The 18,969-nt window shown below is 55.7% G+C and carries 19 protein-coding genes; 17 read left to right on the top strand and 2 right to left on the bottom strand.

Annotation, left to right across the window (positions count from 1 at the left end; genetic code table 11):
* Positions 1-10 precede the first annotated feature (10 nt).
* Together ACR0AM_RS09620 and ACR0AM_RS09625 are read left to right on the top strand one after the other, a co-directional pair.
* Positions 11-715 carry a CoA transferase subunit A gene (locus ACR0AM_RS09620; RefSeq protein WP_209505579.1) on the top strand — a complete coding sequence of 235 codons (705 nt, stop codon included), beginning with the start codon at positions 11-13 and terminating at the stop codon, positions 713-715.
* Positions 715-1,341: a 3-oxoacid CoA-transferase subunit B gene (locus tag ACR0AM_RS09625; RefSeq protein ID WP_480473704.1), complete on the top strand. Its 627-nt coding sequence runs from the start codon at positions 715-717 to the stop codon at positions 1,339-1,341. The genes ACR0AM_RS09620 and ACR0AM_RS09625 overlap by 1 nt, the downstream gene beginning before the upstream one ends.
* 38 nt (positions 1,342-1,379) lie before the next feature.
* Here ACR0AM_RS09625 and ACR0AM_RS09630 read toward each other — a convergent pair whose 3' ends face one another.
* Complete coding sequence (locus ACR0AM_RS09630; RefSeq protein ID WP_480518854.1) at positions 1,380-2,246, bottom strand: lytic transglycosylase domain-containing protein; 867 nt, start codon at positions 2,244-2,246, stop codon at positions 1,380-1,382.
* A gap of 354 nt (positions 2,247-2,600) precedes the next feature.
* Here ACR0AM_RS09630 and ACR0AM_RS09635 point away from each other — a divergent pair, with 354 nt between their 5' ends.
* The 15 genes from ACR0AM_RS09635 to pdeM all read left to right on the top strand — a co-directional run bounded on the left by ACR0AM_RS09635 (position 2,601) and on the right by pdeM (position 18,269).
* Positions 2,601-2,834, top strand: coding sequence for a Flp family type IVb pilin (locus tag ACR0AM_RS09635; RefSeq protein ID WP_480622761.1), 234 nt, complete (start codon positions 2,601-2,603; stop codon positions 2,832-2,834).
* A gap of 324 nt (positions 2,835-3,158) precedes the next feature.
* Positions 3,159-3,398, top strand: a complete 240-nt coding sequence (locus ACR0AM_RS09640; protein WP_480473708.1) for a hypothetical protein — start codon at positions 3,159-3,161, stop codon at positions 3,396-3,398.
* 282 nt (positions 3,399-3,680) lie between these two features.
* The gene (gene cpaB / locus ACR0AM_RS09645) at positions 3,681-4,559 is read left to right on the top strand and encodes a Flp pilus assembly protein CpaB (protein ID WP_480473709.1); all 879 of its coding nucleotides are present in this window, start codon (positions 3,681-3,683) and stop codon (positions 4,557-4,559) included.
* Positions 4,560-4,752: 193 nt separating this feature from the next.
* Positions 4,753-6,126 carry a type II and III secretion system protein family protein gene (locus ACR0AM_RS09650; RefSeq protein ID WP_480473710.1) on the top strand — a complete coding sequence of 458 codons (1,374 nt, stop codon included), beginning with the start codon at positions 4,753-4,755 and terminating at the stop codon, positions 6,124-6,126.
* A gap of 17 nt (positions 6,127-6,143) precedes the next feature.
* A complete protein-coding gene (locus tag ACR0AM_RS09655) occupies positions 6,144-6,767 on the top strand; it encodes an OmpA family protein (protein ID WP_480473711.1) in 624 nt (207 codons plus the stop codon).
* A gap of 221 nt (positions 6,768-6,988) precedes the next feature.
* Positions 6,989-8,224: a CpaE/TadZ family protein gene (locus ACR0AM_RS09660; RefSeq protein WP_480622762.1), complete on the top strand. Its 1,236-nt coding sequence runs from the start codon at positions 6,989-6,991 to the stop codon at positions 8,222-8,224.
* Between the two features lie 23 nt (positions 8,225-8,247).
* Entirely contained in the window at positions 8,248-9,693 is a 1,446-nt protein-coding gene (locus ACR0AM_RS09665) for a TadA family conjugal transfer-associated ATPase (RefSeq protein ID WP_480473713.1), read from the top strand.
* 11 nt (positions 9,694-9,704) lie between these two features.
* On the top strand, positions 9,705-10,673 hold the full coding sequence (locus ACR0AM_RS09670) for a type II secretion system F family protein (RefSeq protein ID WP_480473714.1): 969 nt from the start codon (positions 9,705-9,707) through the stop codon (positions 10,671-10,673).
* Positions 10,674-10,683: 10 nt separating this feature from the next.
* Positions 10,684-11,667, top strand: coding sequence for a type II secretion system F family protein (locus tag ACR0AM_RS09675; protein ID WP_480507740.1), 984 nt, complete (start codon positions 10,684-10,686; stop codon positions 11,665-11,667).
* Positions 11,668-11,673: 6 nt separating this feature from the next.
* Positions 11,674-12,258 (top strand): tetratricopeptide repeat protein, encoded by a 585-nt coding sequence (locus ACR0AM_RS09680; RefSeq protein WP_480622763.1) that lies wholly within the window; start codon positions 11,674-11,676, stop codon positions 12,256-12,258.
* A 30-nt stretch (positions 12,259-12,288) separates the two neighbouring features.
* A complete protein-coding gene (locus tag ACR0AM_RS09685) occupies positions 12,289-13,140 on the top strand; it encodes a tetratricopeptide repeat protein (protein ID WP_480473717.1) in 852 nt (283 codons plus the stop codon).
* A gap of 3 nt (positions 13,141-13,143) precedes the next feature.
* Entirely contained in the window at positions 13,144-13,689 is a 546-nt protein-coding gene (locus ACR0AM_RS09690) for a prepilin peptidase (RefSeq protein WP_480518835.1), read from the top strand.
* 117 nt (positions 13,690-13,806) lie between these two features.
* Positions 13,807-15,114: an ATPase gene (locus ACR0AM_RS09695; RefSeq protein WP_480473719.1), complete on the top strand. Its 1,308-nt coding sequence runs from the start codon at positions 13,807-13,809 to the stop codon at positions 15,112-15,114.
* Positions 15,115-15,154: 40 nt separating this feature from the next.
* The gene (locus ACR0AM_RS09700; RefSeq protein WP_480622764.1) at positions 15,155-17,566 is read left to right on the top strand and encodes a ligase-associated DNA damage response DEXH box helicase; all 2,412 of its coding nucleotides are present in this window, start codon (positions 15,155-15,157) and stop codon (positions 17,564-17,566) included.
* A 40-nt stretch (positions 17,567-17,606) separates the two neighbouring features.
* Positions 17,607-18,269, top strand: a complete 663-nt coding sequence (gene pdeM / locus ACR0AM_RS09705; protein WP_480622765.1) for a ligase-associated DNA damage response endonuclease PdeM — start codon at positions 17,607-17,609, stop codon at positions 18,267-18,269.
* Positions 18,270-18,271: 2 nt separating this feature from the next.
* Here the strand turns inward: pdeM and ACR0AM_RS09710 are convergent, their stop codons facing one another.
* Positions 18,272-18,865: a LytTR family DNA-binding domain-containing protein gene (locus ACR0AM_RS09710; protein ID WP_480622766.1), complete on the bottom strand. Its 594-nt coding sequence runs from the start codon at positions 18,863-18,865 to the stop codon at positions 18,272-18,274.
* Between the last annotated feature and the right edge of the window lie 104 nt (positions 18,866-18,969).

The raw sequence follows: 18,969 nt of genomic DNA on the forward strand, positions 1-18,969 counted from the left end.
GGAGTTTTCCATGAAGAAAGTCTATGCCAATGCCGCCGAGGCACTCGATGGGGTGCTGACGGATGGCATGCTGATTGCCGCGGGCGGGTTTGGCCTGTGCGGCATTCCCGAACTGTTGCTTGCTGCCATCAGGGATTCGGGCGTCAAAGACCTGAGCTTTGCGTCGAATAACGCCGGTGTGGACGATTTCGGTATCGGCATCCTATTGCAGACCAAGCAGGTCAAAAAGATGATCAGCTCGTATGTGGGCGAAAACGCCGAATTCATGCGCCAGTATCTGAGCGGTGAGCTGGAACTGGAATTCAACCCGCAAGGAACACTGGCCGAACGGATGCGCGCCGGTGGTGCCGGTATTCCCGGGTTCTACACCAAGACAGGTGTCGGTACCGTGATTGCGGAAGGGAAAGAGCACAAAGATTTCAACGGCGAGACCTATATCCTTGAAGAAGGTATCTTTGCCGATCTGGCCATCGTCAAGGCCTGGAAAGCCGACGACACTGGCAATCTGGTGTTCCGCAAGACCGCCCGAAACTTTAATGTGCCCGCTGCCACCTGCGGCAAGATCTGCGTGGCCGAAGTGGAAGAGATTGTTCCGCGCGGCTCACTGGACCCGGACAAGATCCACCTGCCCGGCATCTATGTGCATCGCATCATTCAGGGCGATCATGAAAAGCGCATCGAACAGCGCACCACCCGCAAGAAGGAGGACGCATAATGCCCTGGGACCGCAATCAAATGGCCGCACGCGCGGCAGAGGAACTGGACGACGGCATGTATGTGAACCTCGGCATCGGTATTCCGACGCTGGTGGCGAACTATGTGGGCGACAAGGACATCACTCTGCAATCCGAAAACGGAATGCTGGGTATGGGTCCCTTCCCGTACGAGGGTGAAGAAGACCCGGACCTGATCAACGCGGGCAAACAGACAATCACCGAACTGTCCCGCACCGCCTATTTCGACAGCGCTACGTCCTTTGCGATGATCCGGGGCGGCAAGATCGCTGCTGCGATCCTGGGTGCCATGGAAGTGGATGAGAAAGGCGACCTGGCAAACTGGATGATTCCTGGCAAGCTGGTGAAAGGCATGGGCGGTGCCATGGATCTGGTTGCAGGCGTTGGGCGCGTGATCGTGGTTATGGACCACACCAACAAGCACGGTGAAAGCAAGGTCCTGAAGGAATGCACTCTGCCACTGACCGGCAAGGGCGTCGTGGATCGCATCATCACCAATCTTGGCGTTCTGGACGTGGTCGAGGGCGGATTGAGGATCGTTGAACTGGCAGAAGGTGTCAGTGAAGACGAAATGCGCGCTGCGACCGAAGCGACAATCGTCGGCTGAACAAAAGAAAAGGCCCGCCGGAACGAGGCGGGCCTTTTTCAGTTTGAGGTCTGGAACACGCACCCATCTGAAATCAGATCCGGCGGTGTCGCGCACAAAGCCCGCGCGATCTGGAAAGCGGCCAGAACCTTGGGCACATAGTCTCGGGTTTCGGCATAAGGCGGCACGCCGCTGTGTTTACGTACAGCCCCCTCACCAGCGTTGTAACCGGCCAGAACCAAGATCGGATCATTTCCGAACTCTTCCATCAGCCAGTTGAGGTATTTCACACCCCCGGCGATGTTCTGCGAGGGTTGCAGACTGTCCTTAACTCCAAAGCGGGCAGCTGTGGCCGGCATCAACTGCATAAGACCCTGTGCACCGGCCGAACTGACGGCATCCGCGCGACCGGCCGATTCAACCGAAATGACAGCCAGCACCAGTGCTGGCGACACATTGGTTCCCACGGTTGATCGCAAAATCTCGATCCCACGTTCTTTCGCTATGTCTTGCAGCGATTGCAGCCGGGGTGATCTTACATTCGTCGCCGCCAGCGCGTTTATTGCAGCATCAAGCCGCCCGGCCCCGCCTTCATCAATGTGCGGTGAAATGCGGTCCCAGAATGCCTTGTACGACCCTTTAGGGTCAGGCGCGGCACCGATTCCCGGCACTGTGGGCTGAACCACTTTGGTTCTTGCTATGATTTCTGGAACCACCAGCTCCACCCCTGTGCTGGGGGCTGAGGGCTTGGCCGCGTGTTCCTCGGGTGTGATCTGAATGGTCACGCGAGGACGCTCACCCGGCTTGGGCGCTTTGATCCGCTTGTAAACTCCGCGCGGCTCAACCTCGGTCGCATACCCGGGTGCGACACCAGATAGTAGAAACGCCAGTACACCGGCGCATTGAAGTGCGTTCCGGAGAGTCATGTGCCTGCCTCATGTATTCTTTTTACGCGATTTGAACCGCGAATCTTCGCCCAAAGCCAGAAAAACAAAGCGAATTGGGGCAATTTCGCCTCATTTGGCGTAAATTTGCACCGCTGTGGAGCTCTTGGTGCGGATCAAAGAATTTTTTTTTTATTTTATTTACAATGCTTTGCCCATTTAGTGACCAAAAAGTTAAGCCGCACGAAAAAAAAACTGTGTTTGGCCCAATTCCTGCCACGCACAACAGGCAAACATTAATCCATACCGAGACGGACATGAGCGGACTGAGAGAGAAAGCTCTGAAGAACGCCGAGGTTTGTTAAACTCTTTTTGATCCTTTAGGAGGGACGTAACATGATCAAGTTCATCAAGAACTTCCGCAAAGACGAAGACGGCGCAGTAACAGTTGACTGGGTTGTTCTGACCGCAGCAGTCATCGGCCTGGCAGCCGTTGCATACAACCAAATCGAGGGCGGCGCGACTGGTCTGGCTACCGGCGTAAACGAAGCCCTGAACACCGCAGTGCTGGGCACTGGCGACAACACTGGTGCCGAAGGTGGTATCACCACAGCAGGTGCCAGCAAATAATAGGCGTTTGCTTTAGAATGATGTCAGGCCGCGCCGATCAGGCGCGGCTTTTCTTTTTTCCACACTAATGAGTTTGGCCAAACGCACCCTTTGCGCCAGTTGTCGAATAGGTGCAATCTTCACCAGCAATATCGTCGGCCACTCAATACCGTTCACCGCACGATTCCTCATTCCTGAACAGAGCGGAGAGGGACGTTCCGTGCAGCCAGAAAACTCTCTTTTATATGAAGAAAATCAATATTTAGCCCAATTTCCGTCACCAAAGTTTCTCAGTGCTGTGCAAACGTGATGCACAATTCAGGAAAGACACTCTGGGAGACAACTATGGTCAAGTTTTTAAAGATATTTAAGTCGGACGAGGCCGGTGCTGTTACCGTAGACTGGGTCGTTCTCACCGCCGCCGTTATTGGACTGTCCGGTGCAGCATATGGCGTAATTGATGCCGGTGTAACTGGCATGGGTGGCAATGTTAACGAAGCAATGAGTACCGCCGTCGTAAGCACAGGTACAAATAACGATGCCAATGCTGGTATAACCACGGCTGGAACCGCGGGCGGCAACTAAAACCTCTATCACCTTTTGGCGGGACAGGGGTTTGTGCCGGACCACAAGCAACAAAAAACAATATTGCCACGACCGGTCAGGGCGTGGCTTTTTGCTTCGATCATCCCTGAGTATGCCCGGTTTGCAAAAATTGTTTCCAAGTTCAGCGCCTGAAGAGCGGGAAATCCAACCGAAAGACATTTTTGTCCCACATTTCGACACAATTTACATTTAACACTTGTGCTGTTTCAAAGTGGCTCTTTGGCCGCTTAGTATCCGACTAAATAAGAAAGAGGTGCATGTATGCGAGCGGTATTCGGACTTGTCCTGATTGTCGGCGTTGCTCTGGCTGGGGGCGCCGTTTACATGGCGCGCAATTATATTGCGGCTTATCAAAGCGAACTGGCGCGGCAGAAACAAGCGGCAGAAGAAGCATTGGCCAATGCCAAAGTCGACGTCGTTCCAACGGTAACTGTTTACGTTTCAAACCGTGCGCTGAAATACGGTGAACGCCTGACGCAGGAAGACATTCGCGCCGTAGACTGGCCGGAAAACGCGATTCCCGAAGGTACATTCTCTGATCTCGCTGTGCTCTTTCCCGAAAGAGGCGCCAATGAGCGTTATGTTCTGAGGACTATGGAAAAGGATGAGGCGATCATGGAGGTCAAGATCACACAGCCTGGCGAATCGGCCGGTCTGACCTCTCGTCTTGAAAGAGGTATGCGCGCCTTTGCGATCAGCGTTGACGTGGCCTCTGGTGTTTCAGGATTCCTACGCCCCGGCGATAATGTCGACATCTACTGGACCGGATCGAGCGGAACGGTAGAAGGGAATTCTGGCGGCATCACCAAACTGATCGAAACCAACGTTCAGCTCATCGCCGTCGACCAGACAGCTGGTTCGGACGTCGCAAGCGCAACGATTGCACGCACAGTCACGGTCGCAGCCACACCGGAACAGGTTGCTGCGCTGGCGCAGGCGCAGAACACCGGTCGCCTGTCGCTGGCCCTTGTTGGTGTGCAGGATGACTCAGTTGCGTCGGCAATCGAGGTGGATCAGCGCAAACTGCTTGGAATTACGGCAGCCGCACCGGAACCCGAAAAAGAAGTTGAACAGGTTTGCACGACGCGCATCAGACGCGGCGGCGAGATTGTCAACGTGCCTATCCCCTGCACAAACTGACGCCAATTCAGAGTGTTACAAGATTGGAGCCGCATCCCTGATGCGGCTCTTTTCTTATTGTTGTTGCCAATTCTCCACATAAGGAAAATTCCAGAAACCATTGATTATTGCAATAAATTCGGATTTCGCGCAGTCTCGTAGCACATAGGGCAAAAGACCCAAAAAACGAGGCGTGATCGGAGAGGCAGGTCACATGACAATACGTTCCTGGATCAGCGCAACCCTGCTGGGGTTGTCGCTTGTTATGGGCCCGGTCGGCGATGCCGCCTGGGCTGAAACCCTTCGCGTAGTAAAAAAGGGCACGGTGGAAACGCTGGAAGTTCCGATGAACCGCGCGATCGTTGTGGAAAGCGAACAACCGTTTGCAGAGCTCAGCATTGCCAACGCAGGCATTGCGGATATCTCTTCTCTTTCGGATCGCACAATCTATGTTTTGGGTAAGGCTCCTGGCCTGACCACGCTGACACTGTTCGATGGCGCAGGAAATCTGCTGGCCAACGTACGTGTCCGGGTCTCGCCCGATGTAACCGAATTCAAAGAGCGTCTGCGTCAGATCCTGCCAAGCGAGCAGATCGAAGTGCGCACCGCCAATGATGGCATCGTACTGTCCGGCACGGTTTCAAGCGCGGCCAAACTGGCCCGCGCACTTGAATTGGCTGAACGCTACGCGCCGGAACGTGTTTCGAATCTGATGTCCGTGGGTGGCGTGCAGCAAGTTATGCTGAAGGTACGCTTCGCCGAGATGAATCGCTCGGTTGCAAAACAGCTTTCTTCAACGCTTTCAGTTTCAGGTACTGATTTTGTCGGTGGTTTCAATCCGCAGAACCTTGTTCCCCCTGTCACCGTGGAAAATGGTGTCTTGTTGTTTGGTTTCGGGGTCGGATCAGCACAGGTCAACTTGCTGCTGCAAGCTCTCGAGACGAAGGGCCTTGTTCGCAACCTTGCCGAACCCAATCTCTCGGCCCTTTCTGGACAGGAAGCAACGTTCCTGGCAGGCGGTGAGGTTCCGATTCCGGTGCCACAGGATGATGGTGTCGTGGGAATCGAGTACAAAGCCTTTGGTGTTGAAATGGACTTCATTCCGCGTGTTGTGGACGGCGACCTGATCAATCTGGAAATGGCCACGTCTGTCTCGAGCATCGACTCCGGCTCGAACTTCACTATCAATGGAGACACCGTTCCCAGCTTTATCGTGCGGCAAGCCAAGACCACAATAGAATTACGCGACGGGGAAAGCTTTGCCATCGCTGGACTGCTTCAGGACAGCTTTGTGGATCAGGCCAACCAAGTCCCATGGCTAGGGGATGTGCCGGTTCTGGGGGCCCTGTTCCGCAGCGCTGATTATCAGCGTGATCAAAGTGAACTTGTCGTCATCGTCACAGCGCATCTGGTAACGCCGACACGTGGCGAGGCACTTGCCCTTCCCACAGATCGTGTCAAACCGCCCAGCGAATTTGACCTGTTCGTGAATGGTCGGGTTGCTCGTACACAGCGTCCCGGAGCCGGCGGAGCATCCGAAGTTGCCAAACAGAATTTTGGCAGCTCGTACGGCTACGTCCTAGATTGATCAGGAGGATAGGACCAATGCAGAAGTGGATCATCACACTGGGTCTTACGGTCGCCGTTGCCGCATGTGCGCGCGAGGCCGGATACGAGATCGATGCCGGAACCTTTGGAAACGCGACATTGAACAACATACAGGTTCAAAACGGCGAATTGACCTATGCTCAGATTCTCGGCCGCAGATTTGCCGCAGATGTGCCCAGCCAGGTGAACTTTGCCTTCAACAGTTCGCAACTGGACGCATCAGCGCAAAGCATACTGTTGCAGCAGGCTGACTGGATCAAACAGTTCCCCGAAGCCAGATTCCGGGTTTACGGACATACAGATGCCGTAGGTTCAATCAGCTACAACAAGAGCCTTGGGCTACGCCGTGCACAGGCCGTCGTCGCATTCCTTGAACGGCAAGGAATCTCGCGTTCACGTCTTGAAGCCGTTGTATCTTTTGGAAAAGCGCAGCCGTTGATCGCAACACCGAATCGCGACCGCCGCAACCGCAGGACGGTAACCGAAGTTTCGGGCTTTGTTGATCGGCATCCGCAACTGCTGGACGGTAAATACGCCAACGTCATCTATCGCGAATATGTTGAAAGTGCGACGTGGAGGAGCGCGATTGAGGACGTGACTTCAGCAGATACGACAAACTAGTGTCGATAGCTCTGGTGGATAATACAATCAGAATGGGCGATATCGTCGCCCATTTCCCTACAATTGGTTCTTTTGCGCCCAATTCTTGCCCAACTTCAAAGCAACATTGTGAACAATAGGGTGACCTGCGGCCAAATTTGACCGTATTGGGGCGACAGCACATCAATCTGGCGGAATTCGTTCATATGACATGCTGAGCCCTCACGACGAGGATAGTGTTTATGACCAGCGCAACGCCGCAAGACGAAACTTCTGCAATCCTGGCCTGCACGATAAGCCGGGATGTCCAGAATTTTGATCTTCTGATTGAAGACATGGAAACCATTCTGGGCGAGCGCTGGGGCGACTTGGGTTTTGCCGAAGCGCTGGCCTTTTTCAGCCAGCCAGAAGCCGAAGCGCTTGAATTCGTTGCATTGGCAATCGACGGGGAAGATGAAGACAACCTGTCATTGATGGGTGAAATCATCACGCGGGCCAAGGAAAAGAAAATCAAGGTCGTCCTGATCGCCGAGGACGTCACACCTGCTTCGCTCCACCAACTGCTGCGCAAGGGCGCGGACGAGTTTGTCCCCTACCCGCTTCCGGAAGGTGAATTGCAGGAAGCGGTAGAACGCATGAAGCAGCCCGATCCGGTTGTCATGGCGCAAGCCTCAGCTATTCCATTGGCAAATGGCGAATCAAAGGAAGGCGCTTTGTTCGTCGTTCAGGGACTTGCCGGTGGCGTGGGCTCCACGACTTTGGCGGTGAACCTGGCCTGGGAGCTGGCCTGTGCATCGGACAAGGATGCCCCGTCCGTCTGTCTGATCGATCTGGATCTGCAATACGGCACGGTTTCAACCTATCTGGACCTGGCGCGTCGCGAGACGGTGTTTGAAATGCTGTCCGACACGGATTCGATGGACAGTGAGGTTTTCTCGCAAGCCCTTCAAACATATGAAGAAAAACTGCAAGTTCTGACCGCGCCATCCGACATGGTGCCATTGGACCTGATTACCCCCGAAGACATCCAGCGCGTGATTGACATGGCGCGCACACATTTCGACTATGTGGTTGTGGATATGCCCAAGACGCTGGTCTTGTGGTCGGAAACGGTCTTGCAGGCGGCACATGTGTATTTTGCAATGATCGAACTCGACATGCGGTCCGCTCAGAATGCCCTGCGCCTCAAGCGCGCGTTGCAGGCCGAAGAACTGCCCTTCAACAAGCTGCGCTTTGCGCTGAACCGGGCCCCAAAATTCACCGACCTGAATGGAAAAAGCCGCGTGAAACGCATGGGGGAAAGCCTTGGCATCTCAATTGACCTGCTGCTGCCTGATGGGGGCAAGCCTGTCATGCAAAGTGGCGACCATGGTTTGCCGCTGGCCAATTCAGCCGCCAAGAACCCGCTTCGCCGGGAAATCGCGAAGCTGGCGAAATCACTTCACAGCCTTGGCAGCAACAGCGCTGAAGCTGCGTAACATCATCCCAAGGGGGGATCGCCGTGTTCTCAAGATATAAAAAACAGCCAGCAGCGCAGCCCGTTAAAGCGGCAGCGCAGCCGGTCGAAACGGCGGCACCCGCCGCACAAGCTGCCCCCAGCCCCGCAGCAACGGCCGTCGTACGTAAACCTCAGAAAAAAACAGCCGAGGTTGCCGGGGCCGATCGTGATCGAAAACGCAAGGAACGGTTGAGTGAGATCAAGATCGAACTGCATCGCGAGTTGCTGGAGAACCTGAACCTGGCGGCTCTGGAGACCGCAGCCGAAGCGGAGCTACGAGCCGAAATCAGCGCAATCGCCAGCGAAGTTCTGGAAACCAGGAACATCGTTCTGAATCGCGATGACCGATCGCAGTTGAACAAAGAACTGTACGACGAAGTAACGGGTCTTGGTCCGCTTGAGACGCTGCTGCAGGACGATACGGTCAACGATATTCTGGTCAACGGACCGCATCAGATATTCGTGGAACGTGCCGGTAAGCTGGAAATCAGCGACATCACGTTCAAGGATGAAAAGCACCTGATGCGGATCATCGACAAGATCGTGTCTGCGGTGGGCCGTCGTGTTGATGAATCCAACCCCTATGTTGACGCCCGACTGGCCGATGGATCGCGATTCAACGCGATGGTGCCCCCTATCGCGGTGGATGGGTCTCTGGTTTCGATTCGTAAGTTCAAAAAAGACAAGCTGGGTATTGATGATCTAGTCAGTTTCGGTGCGTTCACCGAGGAAATGGCTGCCTATTTGCAGGCTGCCGTATCAACCCGTCTTAATATCATCGTGTCGGGCGGTACCGGTTCCGGTAAAACGACCACACTCAACGCTCTGTCCAGCTTTATCGACGATGCCGAACGCATCCTGACCATCGAGGATACGGCGGAACTTCAGCTGCAACAAACCCATGTGGGCCGGATGGAAAGCCGACCGCCTAACGTGGAAGGCAAAGGTGAGGTCAGCCCGCGCGACTGTCTGAAAAACGCCCTGCGTATGCGACCTGACCGCATCATCGTCGGCGAGACACGCGGCGCCGAGGTGATCGACATGTTGCAGGCCATGAACACTGGTCACGACGGTTCGATGACCACGATCCACGCGAACTCGGCCCGTGACGGGATTTCACGTTTGGAAAACATGATCGCGATGGCCGGCATCGAAATGCCCATTAAGGCCGTCCGCAGCCAGATCGCAAGCGCTGTGAACCTAATCGTTCAGGCCAGCCGATTGCAGGATGGTTCGCGCCGGATGACCTCGATCACCGAGATTACCGGTATGGAAGGTGACGTGATTTCGATGCAGGAAATCTTTCGTTTTCAACGTGTTGGCCTGACACCTGACAACAAGATCATCGGTCACTTTACGGCAACTGGGGTGCGCAGCCACTATTCGGAACGCTTCCGTCTGTGGGGTTTTGATCTGCCCGCATCCATCTACGACCCAACCACAATGTAGGAGAACCGGGTATGCAATTGCCTATGGAGGCGATCATCTATGTCGCCATCTTTGTGGGGGTTCTTGCCCTGGTCGAGGGCATCTATCTGGTTGCGTTCGGCAAATCCATCAGTCTGAACAGCCGGGTCAACCGGCGTCTGGACATGCTGGAAAAGGGTGCCGGGCGCGAACAGGTTCTGGAGCAGCTGCGCAAGGAAATGCAGCAGCACATGAAATCACAGAGCATCCCTCTGTATTCGCTGCTTGCTGACAAGGCTCAAAAAGCCGCCATTGCGTTTTCACCCCGTCAACTGATCATGATCATGGCGCTGGTCTCGGCCATGGCGTTTGTGGGTCTGAGCATCGGTACCGCGACAGACACAGCGCTGCGCGCCGCGATTTCAATCGCCATCGGTATTGGCGGCGTTTACGCGTGGGTGAACCACAAGGCCAAGAAACGTATGGGAATGATCGAAGAGCAGCTGCCTGACGCGGTTGAGCTGATGGTGCGTTCGCTGCGTGTGGGTAATCCTTTCGTTTCGACAATTCAGGTTGTTTCGAACGAAGTTCAGGATCCGCTGGGAACCGAGTTTGGTGTTATCGCGGATGAATGCGCCTATGGTCGCGATGTGGGCGAGGCGCTGAAGGATATGGCTGAACGTCTGGATATGCAGGACTTGCGGTTCCTCGCGGTTGCTGTGGGTATTCAGCAGCAGTCCGGTGGTAACCTGGCCGAAATTCTGGCTGGATTGGCACAGGTGATCCGTGCGCGGTTCCGCCTGTTCCGGCGTGTCAAGGCAATCACGGCCGAAGCACAGTGGTCAGGCAAGTTCCTGTCTGGCTTCCCAATTGCGTGTCTGATTTTCATCCTGGTCAAGGACCCAGGATATTATGACGAAGTGTTGGATCACCCCTGGTTCATCCCTGCTTGTTTCATTGTCGGCATTTTGCTGACACTGAACCTGATCGTCATGAAGATCATCACCAACATCAAGGTCTGAGGGCAGCACAATGGAATTTCTGACCAACATCAATGATCTGCTGACTCAACACCTGGGTGAGTTCGGCCCCCTTATCGTGGTGGGTGTACTTGGCCTGATCATGGTTCTTGTCGCTGTCTCACTAATCATGAGCCAGCCGGAAGATCCTCTGAAAAAACTTCAGCGGTCGAATGCGGCCCCGCGGGCAACAAAAAAAAGCAAGAAAGAGCAACTGCGAAACTCCAGTCGAAATGAGCAGCTTGAGAAATTCGCGACTTTTCTGGAGCCGAAAAACGAAGAAGAGTATTCGGCGGTTGAGCTGAAGCTGCGTCAGGCGGGATATCGGTCAAAAGATGCGGTCCGGTTCTTTCACTTTGCGCAGTTTTCGCTAGGTATCATTGGTATCGTTGTCGGTGTTCTGCTGATTACGGTCCTTTCAAACGGTCAGGAATTCACCGGCCAGCAAATGATGATCCGGGTGTTCGTGCCAGCCGCAATTGGTTATTTCGCCCCGAAATACTGGATCACGCGCCGGGTCGAGGCACGCAAAGAGGCAATTACAGCAGGCTTTCCCGATACGCTTGACCTGATGCTGGTCTGCGTTGAGGCCGGACAGTCACTGGACCAGGCCATCGTTCGCGTGTCCGGTGAAATGAAATCCTCCTACCCCGATATCGCTCAGGAATTCGAAACCGTCGCACACGAGATGAAAGCCGGTAAGGACAAAGACACTGTATTGCGCGATTTCGGAGTGCGCTGCGGCGTACAGGACGTAAACTCATTCGTCACCGTGATGATCCAGTCAGCGACTTTCGGCACATCCATTGCCGAGGCATTGCGGGTTTACGCCTCAGAGATGCGTGACAAACGCGTTATGCGCGCCGAAGAGGCTGCGAACAAGTTGCCTACGAAGATGACTCTTGTCACAATGATGCTGACAGTTCCGCCACTGCTGATCATTCTGGTCGGCCCGTCGGCGAATGTCATTTCGAGTTTCGGGCGTGCGGGCGGATAAAACCCTATGAAAGCTGAATTCTGGTGCTTCCCATCCGGGTTTCGCCGAATACTTAAGGCCACCGTGGTTTGTGCCATGGTGGCCTCTTGCACAGAAGGCCTGAAACCAAAGGGTCTGGATGCGCCGGGAATTGATCCCAGGGGACAAGCAGAAGACAATATCGAGGTCGGAAACCGGCTGATGGCTGCCGGTGAATACGAACTGGCGCTTGATACTTTTACCCGCGCCGCGCTGGACCAGGGTATGACGACACAGGTCTTGACCTCTCTGGGTACGGCCAATCTTGGGTTGCGGCGTTTAGGGCAGGCCGAGAAATTGCTGCGCCGTGCCGTGGAAGGCGATCCGGATTGGCCTGTTGCATGGAATAATCTGGGCGTTCTGCTGATGGAGAAACAGGAGCACCCCGAAGCGGCGCAGGTCTTTCAACGGGCTTACGCGCTGGACAATGGCGAAAGTGACGCAATCCGCGACAATCTGCGCTTAGCACTCGCAAAAATGGAAAATCCTGTTAATAATATCCCTCAAGAACAACAAGAATATACACTGGAGCAGCTTGGCGACGGGCAATTCGCGCTACGCAAAATCCAGTAATCGAGGCAAGAGCAGTAAAGGACGCAAAAAATGCGCCAGCAATTCTTGATTCCGGCTGTTGTTTTCAGCGGTCTGATCCTTTCGGCCTGTGCAAAGGAATCCGAAGAGGAAAAAGTGGAACGGACGTTTCAGGAAGTGAACGTTATTGACGAAACCAACCTGAACGATGTGTTGTTGAGTGCCGCCGACCCGAATGAGGCAGTGACCTATTTTCACGGTGCCGCACTCAAGAACCCTGATCGCATCGATCTTCAGCGCGGGTTGGCAATATCCCTGGGACGCGCAAAACGCACCACCGAAGCGGCAGCAGCGTGGAAGCGCGTGACGACAATGAAGGGTACGAACGCCGCAGACAAGGTCGAGTACGCCGATGCGCTGGTGCGAAATGGCGACTGGTCTCAGGCCAAAACCGTTCTGGATACGGTTCCCCCAACGTTCGAAACCTTTAAACGCTATCGCCTTGAGGCGGTGGTCGCGGATTCCCGGAAAGAGTGGAAGCGGGCTGATCATTTCTATGAAACGGCCGTTGGGCTGACCACCCGTCCGGGCAGCGTAATGAACAATTGGGGGTATTCGAAACTGACCCGTGGCCAGTATGCCGAGGCCGAACGCCTGTTCACCGACGCAGTCCGCCAGGACAGCTCTTTGTTCACTGCCAAGAATAATCTGGTGCTGGCCCGGTCAGCGCAGGGCAACTATAGCCTTCCAGTGGTGCCGATGACCCAGGTTGAACGGGCGCTACTGCTGAATACGATGGGTATTTCCGCGGTCAAGCAGGGCGACGTAGAAACCGCGAAAAACCTGTTCCGCGAGGCCATTGCCACCCATCCGCAACACTTCGATGAAGCGGTCCGCTCGCTTCGTGCGCTTGAAGAGGCCTGACACATGCAAATCCCCGCTGCGGCGGCGGCATGGTTCCTGCCCTTCGTGCTGCCGATCTGCTTTTACGTGGCCTTCACGGATATGCGTGAGATGCGGATCAAGAACCATGCAGTTGTTGCGCTGGCGTTGATTTTTGTCGTGGTCGGGCTGATTGCCATCCCGCCCTGGTCCACCGGCGCGGTCAGCGGTCATCTGTTGCTGATCAATGTGTCGATGCCGATCTATTTCTGGCACCTTCTGCATATCCCCGTGGTGTTGATTTTCGGCATTCTTCTGAACGCGTCAGGGGCAATGGGCGCGGGCGACGCTAAGTTTCTTGCCGCGTCCGCGCCATTTGTCTGGCTTGGCGATCTAAAGCTGGTGCTGCTTATTCTGACCGCCTGTATTCTGGCCGCCGTGGTCACGCATCGTTTGGCAAAAATCACAAGGTTGCGCACCATTGCGCCACATTGGGAAAGCTGGGATCGGGGCAAACAGTTCCCCATGGGGTTCGCACTGGGTGGCTCGCTGGCCATGTATCTGATTCTGGGTACTGTTCTCGGTTCGTAAACTATCATCAGCGCGCCTTGCCGCTGCCTTTGTCCCGCCACAAAGCTGGGTCATTTTTCCTTCAAGTCGCCCTTATTCGGGCAGTTGGCGTTACAATTTGACGAACGAGCACCGCGCATGAATATGCAGACTTCCTCTGTTATGGCCCCCCCTACCCCGAAGGGGTTAAGCGAAATGAAGCTTCCGCTGGTGATGATGCGGGATATCTTGCTTAAGACCATATTCCGCAAGAACACCAGCACCGTGTCAGAAGTTTCTGCGGCCATATGTCTGCCTGGCGCTGTGACCCAGGAACTGATCGACATCGCACGCGAGCAGAAGCTGCTTGAGGCAATGGGGACGCTGAACGCCAACAGCGGCAACGAGATGGGATATCAGCTGACTGATGCCGGCAAGGCCCGCGCTCTGGATGCCCTCAGCCAGTCCGAGTATTTCGGTGCGATGCCCGTTCCGCTGGATGTCTATCGCGAGCAAGTCAAACGTCAATCGATCCGCAACATTCAGGTCACGCGCGACCAGTTGACCAACGCCATGGGCCATCTGGTTCTGCCCGACAGCCTGCTGGATCATCTAGGCCCGGCAGTCAGCGCAGGCCGGTCGATCCTGATGTATGGTCCGCCGGGCAACGGTAAATCGTCCATCTCGAACGGCATTCGCGATGCGCTGGGGGACAATGTCTATGTGCCCTACGCCATCGAATATGCGGGGCAGGTGATCACGGTCTACGACCCGATCGTGCACACCGCGATCGAGCAGGAAGCCGACGACCCGAACAGCCTGCGCCGCCGCAAACGGTTCGACTCACGCTATGTACAGTGTGAACGCCCGACCGTTGTCACCGGCGGTGAACTGTCGCTTAGTATGCTGGACCTGGTTTATAACCCTACCGCGCGAACCTATCAGGCACCGCTGCAGCTGAAATCCACGGGCGGCATCTTTATCGTGGACGACCTTGGCCGTCAGGCCGAACCGCCGCAGGCGCTGGTCAACCGCTGGATTGTTCCACTGGAAGAGAACAAGGATATCCTTGGCCTGCAATCGGGTGAGAAATTCGAAGTTCCGTTTGATACGCTGGTCATCTTCTCGACCAACTTCCACCCGAACGAGATATTTGACCAGGCGGCCCTGCGCCGAATCTTTTTCAAGATCAAGATCGACGGCCCGAATCAGGAAAACTTCCTGAAGATTTTCGCCATGGTTGCGCGCAAACGCGGGATGCCGCTGGATGAGGCGGCGCTGGTGCATCTGCTGAAGGTCAAATACCCGACCATCAACAACATCTACGCCAACTATCAACCGATCTTTCTGATCGACCAGATGATCTCGATCTGCGAGTTCGAAGGCATCCCCTATCAGATGAGCCCCGAACTGATCGACCGGGCCTGGGCCAACATGTTCGTCAAAGACGAGAAAATCGTCAAATAACGCCGTGCCATTACCACTCTGGGGCGGGTAGTCTGCGTTCATGACGCAGATTCCCGCACGCATTGCCGCGTGGTTTTCCACCAAAGGCTGGTCCATCCACCCGCATCAGCAAGAGATGTTCGACCGCGCATTCAGCCCGGCGACACTGCTGATTGCGCCCACCGGTGGCGGCAAAACCATGGCCGGGTTTCTGCCGTCGCTGGCTGAACTTGCGGATGCTGGCCACAATGGATTGCACACGATCTATGTCTCGCCGCTCAAGGCGCTGGCCGCCGACATCAAACGCAATCTGCGCACCCCGGTGGATGAGATCGGCCTGCCTGTCAGGATCGAGGATCGAACCGGTGACACCTCAGCCACGCAGAAGAAACGCCAAAGGGCTGATCCACCGCATATCCTGTTGACCACGCCGGAAAGTCTGGCGTTGCTGACCTCGTACGAGGATGCCCCGCGTATGTTTGAAGGTGTGCAGCGGATCATCGTCGATGAAATCCACGCACTGGCTGAAAGCAAGCGCGGGGATCAGCTGATGCTGGCGCTGGCACGCCTGCAACGCCTCAATCCCGATCTGCGCCGCGTCGGGTTGTCGGCGACGGTGGAAGATCCTGTTGCGATTGCCCGCTTTCTGGCCCGCCACCCTGATCCCTGCCAGATTGTACAGGCCGACCCCGGTCCGGACCCGGATATCCGAATGCTGGAAACGTCGCAGATGCCGCCCTGGTCTGGCGGTGGCGCGGCTTATGCTATTCCAGCCGTGCTGGAGCAGATCAAGCAGCACAAGACCACATTGATCTTTCACAATACGCGCGCACAGGCCGAGATATTCTTTCACAACCTGTGGCTGGCCAATGATGACGGTCTGCCCATCGGCATCCATCACGGCAGTCTGGACCGGCAGCAGCGCGAGCGGGTCGAAGCGGCGATGGTCCGAGGTGACTTGCGCGCCATCGTCTGCACCGGTTCGCTGGATCTGGGCATCGACTGGGGGGATGTCGATCTGGTGATCCAGATCGGCGCGCCCAAGAACGTCAAACGGCTGGTGCAAAGGATAGGACGGGCCAACCACCGCTATAACGCACCTTCCAAAGCCCTTTTGGTGCCTGCAAATCGCTTCGAAGTGGTCGAATGCGTCGCCGCGCTAGAGGCCGCCAAAGCCCATGAGCTGGATGGGGAACCCCGCGGCCGTGGCCCGCGCGATGTTTTGTGCCAGCATATCCTGATTGCCGCCTGCGCCGGGCCGTTTAACGCCGATGATCTTTATGCCGAGATGACATCCGCCGGGCCTTACGCTCAGCTGAAGCGGGCCGAGTTTGACGCCTGCCTGAATTTCTGTGCTACCGGCGGCTATGCTCTGCGAGCCTATGATCGCTGGCAAAGGCTGCAACACGGCGCCGACGGGCAATGGCAACTGCGCGACCCGCGCGCCGCATCGCGAATTCGTATGAATCTGGGCACGATTCAGGACACGGATACGCTCAAGGTTCGCCTGAAACGTAACCGGGGCGGCAAGCCACTGGGAGAAGTAGAAGAAGCATTCGCTGCCTCGCTGACGCCCGGCGACACCTTCCTGATCGGTGGGCAAATCGTGCGGTATGAGGGACTGCGCGAGATGGTGGTCGAAGTCACACGGCGCGCAGACCGAAAGCCAAAGATTGCGACCTTTTCGGGCACGAAATTCGCAACCTCCACGCAGCTTAGCGACCGCATCCTGAACATGTTTGCCCAAACTGACTGGCCACAGCTTCCCCCTCATACGTCTGAATGGCTGGATTTGCAGCGCCAGATGTCCCGCCTGCCCCAGCGTGACCGGCTGCTCATCGAGAGCTTTCCCAGCGACGGGCGTGAACATCTTTGCGTCTACGGCTTTGCCGGACGAAATGCACAACAGACTTTGGGCCTGTTGCTGACAAAACGGATGGAGGAGACCGGACTGGCCCCGCTGGGTTTTGTCGCCACGGACTATGCCACACTGATCTGGGGTCTGGACGCGGTTACCGATCCCAGTCCGTTGCTTCAACCCGATGCACTGCGCGACAGGCTTGACACCTGGCTGGCAGGTAACGCCGTTATGAAGCGCACGTTTCGTGCATCGGCCACCATTGCCGGTCTGATCGAACGCAACATGGCAGGGCAGCGCAAAAGCGGGCGGCAGGCTACGTTTTCGTCCGATATCCTGTATGACACCTTGCTGAAATACGATCCCGATCACCTATTGATGCAGATCACCCGCGAGGAAGCCATGCGTGGGCTTGTCGATTTCGGTCGGATCGAAACAATGCTGGCCCGAATTGGCGACAGGATTGATCTGGTGCGGCTCGAGCGTGTCTCGCCCCTGTCAGCGCCACTGTTTCTGGAGGTTGGCAAAGTGCCGGTGAAAGGCAGTGCCGAAGAAAGGCTTCTGGCGGAAGAAAGCGCGAGGCTGCTGCAAGCGGCGGGGTTGGAACAGCTTTGATCTGCTTGCGCCGGGCCCTGAAACAGGCCAAGAACGTATCATGAACGAACTTGAGTTTCCCTTTGCGGGTCAGCGCCTGTGTGCATTGCCGTCCGGTGCGCTTTGGTGGCCAGACGAAAGCTTGCTGTGCGTGTCGGACTTGCATCTGGGTAAATCCGAGCGCGTCGCGCGGCGTGGTGGGTCTTCACTTCCGCCTTATGACAGCCGTGAAACGCTGGACCGCCTGAAAGATGACCTAGGACAAACGAAGGCCAAAACCATTGTATGTCTGGGCGACAGCTTCGACGATCTTGAAGCTGCCCGGGCGCTGCCAAAATCAGAGATGCTGAGGATCGCGACCTTACAGTCCGGACGTCAGTGGATCTGGATTGAGGGGAACCACGATCCCGGTCCTATTGAGCTGGGTGGAACCCATCTGTTCGAATGGCACCGTGGCCCGCTTGTTTTCCGTCATATCGCGCAGGATCCCGCGCGAGGCGAAGTTTCTGGCCATTACCATCCAAAAGTCCGGATCAGGGTCAAGGGGCGTCATATTTCACGCCCCGCTTTTCTGCTGAATGATCATCGCATGATACTTCCGGCCTATGGCGCTTTTACCGGGGGGCTTCGAAGCTCTGATCAAGTGCTGTCGGCACTGATGGGATCGCAGGCGATAGCGATCCTCACAGGTCCGCGTCCATACATGTTGCCAATGCCGCAATAGGTTCAGATCAGGCCATCCATTTCCAGCATCGGTTTGTATTTCCGGCTGACCGGAACCAGATCACCATTGATCAATTTCAGATAGGTTTTACTGCCTTCCCTTTCAACACTTACAATGGATGCGTCGGTGACCCAATGCGAACGGTGCGAGCAATGACCCGGGACAGGCTCCATTTCGGCAATCGCATCTGTGAAACGCGACCGGAGCGTGAAGGTGCCTTCTGAGGTGACAACATCCACGTTGTGATCCCGAACGGTCAAGCGATAGATCTGCCCGTTGAATCTGGGTGGCAAGCGTTTGACAAGTCGTGGTTTTTCAAGATCAGATTCAGTAATTGCCGCGGCATTCAGATCGTTGCGCTGTACAAGCATCAAGCCTGTCGCGAACAAAGCGCCATAAACCACAATCCTCTCGGCGTCCGGCGCCATATATCCACCACAGGTGAAAAGAACCCAGGCCAACATCCAAAGTGAAGGCGTGAACAATGCCAAGGTCAAAGAAACAAATGCCAGATCCCTCGCCGGAACATTCAGGAAAACGGGGTTCTTCCACATCAGCTTTCTGGCAAGCCCGGTAACCGTCAAAGCAAGGACCATCACTCCGGCCCAGAATACAAGCCGCAGTCCAAATGACAGGTCAGAATCAAGGAAGGGTGGAAACGCATATGCAAGTAAAGGAAGAAAGACCAAACCTGCCACCA

It is taken from the genome of Ruegeria sp. AD9 (genome assembly GCF_056542305.1).